12 protein-coding genes are annotated in these 12,157 nt (G+C 34.6%); 6 read left to right on the top strand and 6 right to left on the bottom strand.

Features of this window, described 5'->3' with window-relative positions:
• Window position 1 precedes the first annotated feature (1 nt).
• Complete coding sequence (locus BUB95_RS03100) at window positions 2–1,306, bottom strand: NAD(P)/FAD-dependent oxidoreductase (protein WP_073082901.1); 1,305 nt, start codon at window positions 1,304–1,306, stop codon at window positions 2–4.
• Between the two features lie 201 nt (window positions 1,307–1,507).
• Here BUB95_RS03100 and BUB95_RS03095 point away from each other — a divergent pair, with 201 nt between their 5' ends.
• The 5 genes from BUB95_RS03095 (at window position 1,508) to BUB95_RS03075 (ending at window position 7,013) form a co-directional block, all read left to right on the top strand.
• Window positions 1,508–2,212 (top strand): DUF547 domain-containing protein, encoded by a 705-nt coding sequence (locus tag BUB95_RS03095; RefSeq protein ID WP_073082898.1) that lies wholly within the window; start codon window positions 1,508–1,510, stop codon window positions 2,210–2,212.
• Window positions 2,213–2,302: 90 nt separating this feature from the next.
• A complete protein-coding gene (locus BUB95_RS03090; protein ID WP_073082895.1) occupies window positions 2,303–3,193 on the top strand; it encodes a hypothetical protein in 891 nt (296 codons plus the stop codon).
• A 35-nt stretch (window positions 3,194–3,228) separates the two neighbouring features.
• Window positions 3,229–4,242, top strand: a complete 1,014-nt coding sequence (locus BUB95_RS03085) for a glycoside hydrolase family 113 (protein WP_073082891.1) — start codon at window positions 3,229–3,231, stop codon at window positions 4,240–4,242.
• Window positions 4,243–4,335: 93 nt separating this feature from the next.
• The gene (locus tag BUB95_RS03080) at window positions 4,336–5,604 is read left to right on the top strand and encodes a POTRA domain-containing protein (RefSeq protein ID WP_073082888.1); all 1,269 of its coding nucleotides are present in this window, start codon (window positions 4,336–4,338) and stop codon (window positions 5,602–5,604) included.
• A gap of 146 nt (window positions 5,605–5,750) precedes the next feature.
• Window positions 5,751–7,013, top strand: coding sequence for a POTRA domain-containing protein (locus BUB95_RS03075; RefSeq protein WP_073082885.1), 1,263 nt, complete (start codon window positions 5,751–5,753; stop codon window positions 7,011–7,013).
• A gap of 97 nt (window positions 7,014–7,110) precedes the next feature.
• Here BUB95_RS03075 and BUB95_RS03070 read toward each other — a convergent pair whose 3' ends face one another.
• The 3 genes from BUB95_RS03070 to BUB95_RS03060 are packed head-to-tail and all read right to left on the bottom strand — an operon-like array spanning window position 7,111 to window position 9,699.
• Entirely contained in the window at window positions 7,111–7,800 is a 690-nt protein-coding gene (locus BUB95_RS03070) for a TIGR04283 family arsenosugar biosynthesis glycosyltransferase (RefSeq protein WP_073082881.1), read from the bottom strand.
• A 33-nt stretch (window positions 7,801–7,833) separates the two neighbouring features.
• A complete protein-coding gene (locus BUB95_RS03065; protein ID WP_073082878.1) occupies window positions 7,834–8,781 on the bottom strand; it encodes a DUF547 domain-containing protein in 948 nt (315 codons plus the stop codon).
• 33 nt (window positions 8,782–8,814) lie between these two features.
• Window positions 8,815–9,699 carry a sterol desaturase family protein gene (locus tag BUB95_RS03060; RefSeq protein ID WP_073082875.1) on the bottom strand — a complete coding sequence of 295 codons (885 nt, stop codon included), beginning with the start codon at window positions 9,697–9,699 and terminating at the stop codon, window positions 8,815–8,817.
• 87 nt (window positions 9,700–9,786) lie between these two features.
• Between BUB95_RS03060 and BUB95_RS03055 the strand changes: the two genes are divergently transcribed.
• Complete coding sequence (locus BUB95_RS03055) at window positions 9,787–10,272, top strand: Mpo1 family 2-hydroxy fatty acid dioxygenase (protein WP_073082871.1); 486 nt, start codon at window positions 9,787–9,789, stop codon at window positions 10,270–10,272.
• Between the two features lie 58 nt (window positions 10,273–10,330).
• Here BUB95_RS03055 and arsM read toward each other — a convergent pair whose 3' ends face one another.
• Together arsM and BUB95_RS03045 are read right to left on the bottom strand one after the other, a co-directional pair.
• Window positions 10,331–11,299: an arsenosugar biosynthesis arsenite methyltransferase ArsM gene (gene arsM, locus BUB95_RS03050; RefSeq protein WP_073082868.1), complete on the bottom strand. Its 969-nt coding sequence runs from the start codon at window positions 11,297–11,299 to the stop codon at window positions 10,331–10,333.
• Between the two features lie 7 nt (window positions 11,300–11,306).
• Window positions 11,307–12,119: a purine-nucleoside phosphorylase gene (locus BUB95_RS03045; protein ID WP_073082864.1), complete on the bottom strand. Its 813-nt coding sequence runs from the start codon at window positions 12,117–12,119 to the stop codon at window positions 11,307–11,309.
• Between the last annotated feature and the right edge of the window lie 38 nt (window positions 12,120–12,157).

Here is a 12,157-nt window from a genome sequence, read left to right as displayed (position 1 = left end):
GTTAAGTGGTTTGTAATGTGTTGTTGTATGCTGAAAGAATTTCAGCTTCGTAATGACTATAAAATTCTGGGTCGAAGTTGGCTTCTGGTAGATTATTCATTACATAATCTACATCACGCTCCTCGGTGAGCCAACGGTCAAAAACCTCGTGTCGCATACGAATACCAAATGTGTTAATGCCCAAAAATTTGTTAGTGTCTTTGTTGTAAGCTACTGTAATACACTTGGTGTCGTCTTCGTGTTTCCAATGAAAATGTTGCTCATAATCTTGCTTGTTTCTTTCGCTAAATACCCAACCGTAAGTTTGGTATTCTATATCCATAAACTTTGCAGAATTAAACCAATGTCCTGGTTTGTATTCTCTTCGATTTCCACAAATGGTTTGTGCTAAGGTTTCGCCCATCATACGGCCCGTGTACCAAACGGCTTCAATTGGTCGTCTGTTACCAATAGCTTCGTGCTGCTCGGCACAATCACCAATGGCGTATACATCTTCAATGTTTGTTTCGAGATACCGGTTCACTTTTACGCCGCGACCCAATTCAACTCCTGAGTCTTTTAAGAATGAAATATTTGGAGATACACCTGCGGTTAAACCAACTACATTACATTCTATTTCTTCACCAGTTTCTTCAATAATGACCGATTTTACTTTTCCGTTTTCATCCGCTTTTATTTCTTTTAAGTTGGTAGAAAGTCTTAAATCTATATGATGATTTTTTATGTGTCTATTTATCATCTCGCTTTCGCCAGATGGTAAAACGCCATTCCAAAAGCTACTTTCTCGTACCAAAAATGTCACAGGGATACTTCTAGAATTTAGCATTTCTGCGAGCTCAATACCAATCAATCCTCCGCCTACGATAACTGCACGTTTACAAACGTCATTGTTTGGTGCATGCTTTTCAAGATTGTCTAAATCTTGTTTATGATACATGCCCATAACGCCATCTAAATCTTGTCCTGGCCAGCCAAATTTATTAGGCTTACTTCCAGTAGCAATGACTAACTTATCGTATTTCAATGTATCGCCGTCGGCAAAATGTAAAGTCTTCGATTTTGTTTCCACAGTTTTTACATAACCCTTTTTAAGGTCTATTCTATTTTTCTCCCAGAACCAGTTTTCGTAAGGTTGTGTGTGCTCAAACTTCATGTGTCCCATATAGACATACATTAATGCGGTACGTGAGAAGAAGTAATCGGTTTCAGTAGAAACTATGGTGATTTTTTTATCAGAAAGTTTACGAATATGTCTTGCGGTGGTTACGCCAGATATTCCATTTCCGATGATAACAATGTGTTCCATATAATTATTGGTTAGTGGTTGGTGAGTCGCATCTAAAGATAATAACTTAAAGTTTGAAATTAATTTAGAAGCAATTTAAATAGGAAAAACGTGTAAGGATTTAAAATTTATCGAGACACGAATATTCTTTTAAAAATTCTGTAAGTACAAAGATTTAGTAGCGACATAAGTGCCGTTACAACGATTTAACATTAAATAATCATGAAAAAATATATCCTTATACTTTTTACACTCATCGGGACAAATCTGCAAGCTCAAAGCCTAGATACATTCTTTAAAGAAGCTGACGCTTTCTTTAAAAACAATGTGAAAAACGGGAAAGTGGCTTATGCAGATATTCATAAAAATCCAGATGCTTTAAACGCACTTTTGGCAAATGCCGAAAAAATTTCTGTAAAAGAAAGCGATGCTAAAAATTACCAAGCCTTTTGGATAAACGCTTATAATCTTTCAGTCATTAAAGGTATAATTGATAATTACCCAACAAACTCGCCATTAGATAACAAAGGTTTTTTTGATAAGACAACTTATAGTTTAGCTGGAAAACAGATAACACTAAATGATATTGAGCACAAGCTGTTACGTCCAAAATTTAAAGACCCAAGATTTCACTTTGTTTTAGTCTGTGGTGCTGTTGGCTGTCCGCCATTAATCAGCAAAGCGTATTTGCCGAGTACTTTAGATACACAATTAGAAGCGCAAACAAAAAAAGCTATCAATGGAAGTTTCCTAAAAGTGAAAAAAAACAAAGTTTCAGCTTCAAAAATCATGGAATGGTACAAGGAAGATTTTACCATGAATGGCACTACAGAAATCGACTTTATAAATAAATACCGAACCGAAAAAGTTTCAGATAAAGCGAAGCTCAGCTACTTTGAATACAACTGGAATTTAAATAAACAATAACGCAGTTATTCCCACGAAAGTGGGAATCTTAATTTTAATACTAACGAGTCAAATTAAATTCCAAAAAAGGGATTTTCAAACCAAACAAAAATGAAAAAAATAATTATCGCAGCAATTGCAATTGCTATAAGTTTTACAGGATTTTCTCAAGAAGATGAAGAAACTAGTAAAAGTGTAATTCAAGAATATACACCTTCAATTTTATTAAAAAAAGGACAATGGGATATCAAGTGGTTTAATAATCTTTATACAGAAACAAGGTCGACTTTTGATGGTGTAGAATCTGATATTCCTAGAAATACATTCTTCACGTCATCTGTGGATATTTTTACAGGTATTTCAGAAAGTAATCGGGTAAATATTGGACTCTTACTAGAATTTAGGTCAAATGCGATTGGCGGAAGAGATGCCTTAGATGTATTTTCTTTTGATGGTGAACGCGGAACGGCTCGTTCTGGTTTTACATCTTTTGCACCAGCAATAAAGTTCAATCCCATAAAAAGTGTGTCTAATTTTACTATTCAGACCGCTTTTCATATTCCGTTAATTGATAATGAATCTGAAGATGGCGTGTTTTTAGACCAAGATGGCTTTATTTTTCAGAATCGTTTTTTCTATGATTATAGTTTTGCAGGTGGCGATTGGCAATTGTTTACAGAGCTTAATACAGAATACAATTTTGGTGAGCAAGATAGTTTTGCCTACAATAGTTTGCGCTTAACGCCAGGTGTGTTTTTGAGTTATTTTCCAAGTTCTAAGTTTACAGTTTTAGGATTTGTACAGCATTTACAATTGATTTCTTTTGGCGGAAACGACCAAGGCTTTAACGATTTTAGTCAAGACGCATCCATTCTTGGAGCTGGAGCAAAGTATCAATTGTCTGACGAATTGAATGTTGAATTTTTATATTCAAACTTTGTAAGAGGAAACGATACAGGCTTAGGACAAACTTTTAATATTGGTTTAAGAGCCTTATTCTAGAGATATACTTATTTTAGGAGTCTAAATCTATTAATATGAATAGAGCTAAGCTCCTAATTTGTTTTATATATTCCGTTTTGTTGACATCGTGCTCCAGCCAAACTGAAAAAGTAAACGGTGCAAGTTTTGTTGCATACGGTATTCCGGTTGATGAAACGCACACTAAACCTTTGGTAACAAAAATCAATGCCAATTTTGCTGCCGTCATGCCTTTTGGGTTTATTAGAGGTTTAAATAACCCCGAGATTATTCATAATACCGAACGTCAATGGTTTGGGGAGACACGAGCAGGCGCAAAGCAATATTCTGAAGAGTTACGTAAGCAGAATATAAAAATCATGGTGAAACCTCAAATTTGGATTCGTCGTGGTGAGTTTACAGGCTTTCTAAATATGGAAACCGAAGAAGATTGGAAAGCTTTAGAAGATTCATATTCTAGTTTTATTTTAGAGTATGCAGACTTAGCCAAGGAGATTAATGCAGAGATATTGTGTATAGGCACTGAACTCGAAAATTTTATTGCAAAGCGCCCAAAATATTGGACTAATTTAATTGATGAGATTAAAAAAAAATACAAAGGAAAGCTCACTTATGCTGCCAATTGGGACGAATATAGACGCACACCGTTTTGGGATAAGTTAGATTTTATAGGCATTGATGCCTACTTCCCAGTAAGTGATGAGCAAACACCAACTTTTGAAAAAAGTATGGAAGGTTGGAAAAAGCACAAACCAGTAATAAAGAGTTTTTCAGATAAATATCAAAAACCAGTTTTGTTTACAGAATATGGTTATCGAAGTGTTGATTATTCTGGTAAAGAGCCTTGGAAATTCGACCGCAGTATGACCGAAGTAAATCTAGAAGCACAAGTAAATACTACAAAAGCCTTGTACGAAACCTTTTGGAACGAAGACTGGTTTGCAGGTGGTTTTATTTGGAAGTGGTTTATTAACTATGAGAAAGTAGGCGGTAAGGAGAACAATCAGTTTACACCTCAAAACAAACCTGTAGAAGAGGTGATAAAAGTATATTATTCCAAAAAAGATTAGTTAAAGTTTTATTGAAAGGATTTGTTTGAGAAATTTCACTGACATTAGTAAGGTTATTTCATCTTTTCGACAAAAAATGAAACAGCAATACTAATGAAATTCAACATTACTTTATTCTTCTTTTCAATTGTCTTCACTTTTAGCCATTCACAAACAATAAAAGAAGTTAATATTGAAGGGAATAAACGGACACGCACAAGTTTTCTAAAACGTTTAGCCTATGTTAAAGAAGGAAGTCAATTAGATACTGCGCGAATTGCATCAGACGAAAGGCGTTTTCGCCTGTTACCTTCTGTGGCAAGTTCTTCTTCTAAACTTGAAAAGATTGATGAAGAAAACTACAGTATAACTTATACGGTTGTTGAGAATTTTGCCATTATTCCTGGTCTTAATGTGTCGCAAGATGTTAATGAAGATTTGGCGTATCGTGTATCACTATTCGATTTTAATTCTTTAGGTCAAAACCAAATCATTGGTGGGTTTTACAGCAAAAATGTATTCGATTCTTATGGGTTCTTTTGGGAAGCGCCCAACTTAATTACCCGCAAATGGGGTGTTGGCGTCAACTATCAAAATAACGTTTTGCAAGAGCCTATTTTTTTAGATAATGATGATGAGGTAAACTATAAATTTGATAGTCGCGCTTTTGAGTTTCGAGTGTTTTATGAACATAACTTTAAAAACCGATTTGAATTAGGTGTAAATTTCGCCAATATAGATTATAACTTTTTAGACGGTAATCGTCCTCAAAATATTCCTGAAGAATTAGGAGTTGACCGCGTTTCGGTTGTAGGCGAATATGAATATAATAACATTACCAATGAGTTTCAGTACGTAGATGGTTTCAGAAGTTTATTTATATACAGTTTTACTTTAGATTCAAACGGTAATAACGATTTACTTCGTAATTTTTTTATTGGCCGAAATGATTTTGAATATTTCAAGCGTATTGGAGGAAAAGGCAATTGGGCTAATCGTTTACGTCTGGCTTATGCAACTAATGATACTACTCCATTTGCTCCATTTGCATTAGATAACCAATTAAATATTCGTGGCGTAGGTAATGTGGTGGATAGAGGCACAGCATCTGTAGTTTTAAATACGGAGTATAGACATACGTTTTATGAAAAAAGTTGGTTTGCATTGCAAGGTAATGCGTTTGTTGATGCTGGTACTTGGCAAGACCCAGGCGGAGATTTAGGTGATTTAATAGAGGGAAACAATGCAAGTCTTTTTACTGGTCTTGGTTTACGATTTATACATAAGCGCATTTTTAATGCTGTTTTCCGAATAGACTACGGAATAAGTTTAGGCGATAAAGCAAATAATGGTGTTGTATTTGGGATTGGTCAGTACTTTTAGTAAGACCGAGAATAAGCAAGAATTCTACTCGCAGATTATTCTGCTGGTTACACTAATGCCGAATTTGTTTCGGTATCTCATCTAACCATTCAAATCTTAATCTTCATTTCTTAAGAAATATTATTTTAGCCACGTTACACTAACCTATGCGATTTCTAACTTCAATTTTATGTCTTCTATTTTTCAGTTTTTCTCTAGCACAAGAGAATACAGTTGTAGATGTAAAAGTTCAAGGAAATAAGAAGCTAAAATCTTCTTTTGTAAAAAAAATTGCGTTAGTAAAAGTTGGAGCTGTTTTAGATTCTGTTCAGTTAGAAGAAGATATAAAACTATTGAAACGATTACCTTCAATCGCACATGCTTATTATCAAGTTTTTCCAGCGAATAAGCCTAACGAGTATAACGTTTTTTATAATATTGAAGAAAATTTTACTATCATTCCTCAGGCTAATGTGTATACTACTAATGATGACGAATTTGCCTTTAGAGTAGGCTTGTACGAGTATAACTTATTTGGACAGAACATTACATTTGGTGGGTTTTATCAAGATGATATTTTTAGTTCATATGGCATAAACTTAAGAGCACCGTATTTGTTTTCCCGAAAATGGGGACTAGCACTCAACTTTCAAGATTTAACCACGCAAGAACCTGTGTTTTTCAATAATACAACAGCAGATTATAGGTATAATAATACCTCAATGGAGGCTTTGGCATTATTTCAGCCAAATTTCAATAATCGTTTTGAATTTGGGGTTAATTATTTTTCCGAAGATTATCAGTATTTAAGAGGCGCTACCAGTACTAATGTACCACAAGATTTAGTTGTTAAAAAAGTACTTTATAAGTTAATTTACGAGTTTAACAACATCAATTATTATTATCAATATTTAGAGGGATTTCAAAGTGTATTTAATTTTCAGTATGTGACTTCCACGTCTGAAGCATTACCGGAATTTTTAATTGGTTGGAATGATTTTTTGTATTTTAAAAGAGTAGGTGAAAAGGGAAATTGGGCAAACCGCCTGCGTTTAGGACTTGCCTCAAATGACGATTCGCCATTTGCACCATTTTCTGTAGATAATAATTTGAATATCCGAGGTGTTGGTAATACTATTGATCGCGGTACAGGAGTTATTGTTTTAAATACGGAATACAGACATACCTTTGTAGACAAAGATTGGTTTGTGCTACAAGGCAATGCTTTTGTGGATGCAGGTAGTTGGAGAAATCCAGGAGGTGATTTTGGTGATTTTGGCGATTCTCAAAATTTAAGGATTTATCCCGGAATTGGCTTGCGTTTTATTCACAAAAAAATCTTCAACGCTACCTTTAGAATTGATTATGGCTATGGTATTACGCCAGATGCCACTAATGGTTTTGTATTTGGTATTGGGCAGTACTTTTAATGAAACTCAACTTTTTTAAAAGTTTTGCTTGCAGAAAAAGTTTTTAGTTGAATTAATGCCGAACTTGTTTCGGCATCTCATTCAATGCATAAATAATTTAAGCAATATACTTTTTATAATAGGCAAACAATTCATCAGCAGAAGCACCGAACCATTTCTTAACATAAATGGTCCAAAAATGATACTGCAATTTCCATATGCCATGACGCTTGTATAGTCGTGCTGAGGTTTTTATTTTTTTATTGATAACAACAAATTCTTTCCGTTTGTAGAGTTCGTTAATGAGAATATTGTCTTCATAAATGATGTAAGATTCATCAAAACCGCCAATATCATCAAATAATGCTCTGGTGATAAATTGACTTTGGTCTCCACCACGACAAGCACGCCAACTAAACTGTGTGAGCCAGCTGGCTAAGCGTAACCACCAATGTTTACTATCAAACTGCATACGAAAACAACCTGCATTATTACCTTTTTTAACCTCGTCAATGATGAGTTGGTCGTAACTAATCGGCGGAAAAGAATCAGCATGTAAAAAGTATAAGATATCTCCTGAAGCATATTTTGCACCATGATTCATTTGCTTAGCACGACCTTTTTTAGAATGTAGTAGTTTGATACTCAAATCAAGATTTTCAATAATGTTTTGAGTGCCATCTGTACTTCCGCCATCAACAACGATTATTTCAGAAATATGTTGAAGTTGAGCGCAATCTATGAGGTGATACAAGAGCGGCTCAATAGTTTCGGCTTCATTTAAAACGGGAATAATTATGCTAATCATACATCTACTTACGAAGAAAAGTCAATATCAGTTTTAATCGTTTAAATCCCAATTATAATCTAGGAAACTTTTTTTCGCATTTGAAGAAATTTCAACTTCTGAGTACTTGTTTAAGAAATTGATAAGGCTTCCATCGGTTTTAAAATCTTTAGGAAACCACTTGAATATTTTAGAAAGTTGAAGTTTGTCTGCGCTGATGATGTTTCGATTTTTATCAGCTAAAAATTCCTTTGTTGCATTCGTTAATTGTGATTCTAAATTTGAAGCTGTAAAGGCTTTGTTCTGTAATTTAGGACAAGAAAAAGAAGCGCAAACAATAGCAAAATGTATACGTGGCTCATCCATTTTTCTTAAAATCTCGTGCTCTATTTGGTTGAGATTCATCCATTTGTCTCCAAACTTCCAAAGACGTTGGTCCCAAGGGTCTTTTATGTCTTTGATGCTTTTCACAGGATAATTTCTAAGAATTAAATCTATGGTTAAAGCGTTGTAGGCGTTAATCCAATAGGCGAGTTTTTCGTTTTTTGAAGCATCTTCGGAAGGGATAGAATCTTGTAAAAATTTAATGTAATAAAGAAGTCCCTTGTAATCCTTTTTAAAACTATTATAATCAACATTTCCGTAGTCCGAAACATTTCTTTTTAGAATGCTACTCCAAAAGTCGTCAAGCGAATCATAAGTCGTTTTGGTTAAATCTTGATGAAAGCCTAAATCGGGTTTGTTCTTAGGCTTAAAATGTCCATCAATCATGTAAACACTATCGACCTTTCTTTCAGTGGAAATTTTTGAATCTTCCTGAACAACTCTAGGGTCAATATTTTCGACTGCGATATCTTCTTTAATAACGTAGTCGATGTCTTTTTTTATCTCAATTTCATTCTCAACCTTTTTGGTTTCTTCGGTCTTTTCAATGGCTTTTTTACTGCTTCCGCAAGCAGCTAATAAAAAACAAAGTAAAAATGTGAGATACCTATTCTTCATAAGAGTTAGTTCTTAAATGCCCATTGTGGGCTTTCATTTCTTTTTAATTGGATATAATTCCTGATTAATAAAATCTTTAGGAAAGGTTTCATCGCCACTAAAACCTAATTCTATATCTCGTCCGCTATGTGGAACGTAATTGGTTTTAAAGAGATAATCCCAAAGACTTAAGGTTAGTCCAAAATTAACGCCATAGCTTACATGTTTTGGCAATTCTTTCGCGTGGTGCCAAATGTGCATTTTTGGGTTATTGAAAATGTATTTTAAAAATCCATAATCCCAACCCAAGTTCGCATGATTAAGATGCCCAATGGCTATAGAAAAGAAATAAACAATGGCTACATCCTGCGCATCAAAACCACCAATAATGGCTATTGGAATGTAAAGCAAAGATTTATAAACTATGGGCTCCATCCAATGGTAGCGCAAGTGCGCGGCAAAACCCATTTCTTTTACAGAGTGGTGTACTTTGTGGAAATTCCATAGAAATGGAACGCGATGTAACAGACGGTGTGTGTTCCATTGTACAAAGTCCGACACCAAAAAGAAAATCAATAGACCTAACCATTTAGGTAAATCATCAACATCAAATAGTTGAAGGCTTCCAATACTTAAACCAATAGATTTTAGTATATCATTAAAAAATTCTGAAACTGTATTGGAAAGCGCAATAAGTATTATCAAATTTAGAATAAAGAAATTGAAAAACATATAAAACGTATCTAACCAGAAATCTTTTCGGAATATGGCTTGGTTTTTTCGCCATGGAAAGGCAATTTCTAGTAACCAAACGGCAATTGAAATAATAATTAAACCGTAGAAATAATTATCCCAATGGTTTAAATCAATGAGCTCGTATTTGAGGTAATTCCAATAATTAGAATATGAATCTTTAAATATTTCGAAATACTTTTCCATAGAGTTTTTGAGTCGAAAGGCTTGAGTAAAAATAACACAATTACATAGAATTACTATATTGCATCAATACTAAAAAACGATTACCAAATGCGAAAAATAGATAGTTTGCTTAGTGAGTATGCAGAGAGCCATCAAACAACATTCAATAAACGTGTGCATTATGTTTGTGTGCCTGCTATATTTTTTAGTCTCATTGGTTTATTAGCGAGTATACCAACGGGAGGATTTTTAGTAGACCAAACACCAACTTGGATGGAGCCGTTTCTGCATTTTGGTACTGTAGTTATTCTTTTGGGATTACTTTATTATCTAAGATTGTCAGTTACACTTTTTATAGGAATGCTAATCTTTTCGGCGTTAGTGCTTTATGGTATTCATATCATTGAATATTCTGAAATCGCACCATTATGGCTAGTTATGGTAGTTGTTTTTGTTGTTGCTTGGATTGTGCAATTTGTTGGGCATAATCACGAAGGTAAAAAGCCATCTTTTCTTAAAGATGTACAATTTTTAATGATTGGCCCGGCTTGGACCATGAGCCATTTATTTGAAGCTTTAGGGCTTAAATTTTAAGAAGATATATAATAAAAAAGAGCGCTTATTAGCGCTCTTTTTTTGACTTATAATTTAATTAGCAACATCCACCACCATCATAGTGATAAGTAGATTCACTGATAAAGATGTCGTCTCTTCCTAAATCTGCTAGCGCACCAGCAGTTTTATCGCATATAGCAATGGGTTGATTTTTTAGTAAAATATGCCCTTTTTTGTCATCAAAATAGTCTTTAGAACCATAATAGATTGCTGCCTTGCCTGTGAAAATACATGGACCATCTTCAGGCATAGGGTCTTTAATCGCGGCAACTTCGATAGACTCGATGTAAATTAACTCATCTGTTGGGTAATGTTTTGGATCTAAGATTCTGTATGGTTTACGCGCTCTAATTTCTATAGTTCCAAAACCCGCATCGGTTAATGCTTTTACGTATTCTGCTATTGGTAAACTTCCACTTAAACATAACGCACGTAGTCTATCGTCATTACGCAATGTATCGTTCATAGGTTGTTCGCAAGTTGGGTCGCTCATTACCAAACGTCCGTGAGGTTTAAGAACGCGATACATCTCGTCAATAGCTTTCTTTAAATCTTCAGCTTTAAAGATGTTGAATAGACAGTTTTGCGCGGCAACATCGATAGAGTTATCTTCAACAGGTAAGTTTAAAGCATCACCCTTTTTAAGGTCAACAAATTCACTTTTAAACCAGTCGTTTTGTTCTTCTGCAACTTTGAAGTTTTTACGAGAAGCTTCTAACATTTCATCTACAACATCAACTCCGATGACACCACCTTTTTGACGGTTAAAATATGAGAATTGTAATAACTCCATTCCGCCACCAACACCAACATAAAGCATTTTTGGATTGTTGGTTAAATCTCTTGCGTTTACGGTGCTTCCACACCCGTAATTCATCTCTTGCATTATTTTTGGGATCTTTAATCCTGGCAATTCCCAAATTGGGTTTGTGGTACAGCAAAGACCAACATCTGGTGTCAAGGCTGCTTCTTTATATAAATCGTTAGTTGCTTCTAAATAACTCATAGTTGTATTATAAACTTTTTATTAATTCTTTAAACAAGGTAATCATATTTGACTCGGCTTTTCCGGCCATAGCAATAATTTCTGCAATGTCTACAGGTTTTAGATTATCTGGGTCGCATTCATCTGTTAAAACTGACACTGCAGCGACTTTTAAATTTAAGTGGTTTGCTACAATAACTTCTGGCACTGTACTCATGCCAACAGCGTCAGCTCCTATGGTTCTTAACATTCTGTATTCCGCACGAGTCTCAAGCTGAGGTCCAACTACAGAGGCGTAGATACCTTCGTGTAATTTGATGTTATTAGCTTTCGCTATGTCTTTAATCTTTGCATTAATATCGAGATTGTACGGTGCACTCATATCAGTAAAACGTTCGCCTAATTTATCAACACCTTTAAAGGCTAAAGGTGAACTTCCTTGAAGATTGATATGGTCATCAATAAGCATGATTTCACCTTTTTTAAAATCATGATTTATAGCGCCAGCGGCATTAGAAACTAAAAGTGTTTTAACGCCTAATTTTTCCATAATGCGAACAGGGAATGTTACATCTTGTAGAGAATAGCCTTCATAAACATGAAATCGGCCTTGCATAACCACCACTTTTTTTCCGCCTAAAATGCCATAGACTAATTTGCCTTTATGAAACTCAACAGTAGCCGTTGGGAAATTTGGAATGTGATTATAGCTAGCTTCTGCAATGACCTCAACCTCGTTAAGTAATTGCCCTAAACCTGTGCCAAGGATGATACCAACTTCTGGACTTTCAAAGCCTTTGCTTTGTAGATATTCTGTACTTTCTTCTATTAGTTTTATCATGACAAAAAATCGTAGTTATAGCTCCAAAAGTATTTATA

The sequence above is a fragment of the Winogradskyella jejuensis genome (genome assembly GCF_900129745.1).
Classification (GTDB): domain Bacteria; phylum Bacteroidota; class Bacteroidia; order Flavobacteriales; family Flavobacteriaceae; genus Winogradskyella; species Winogradskyella jejuensis.
The sequence above is the reverse complement of the archived record's forward strand: the minus strand, read 5'-3'. Positions and strand labels throughout refer to the sequence as shown.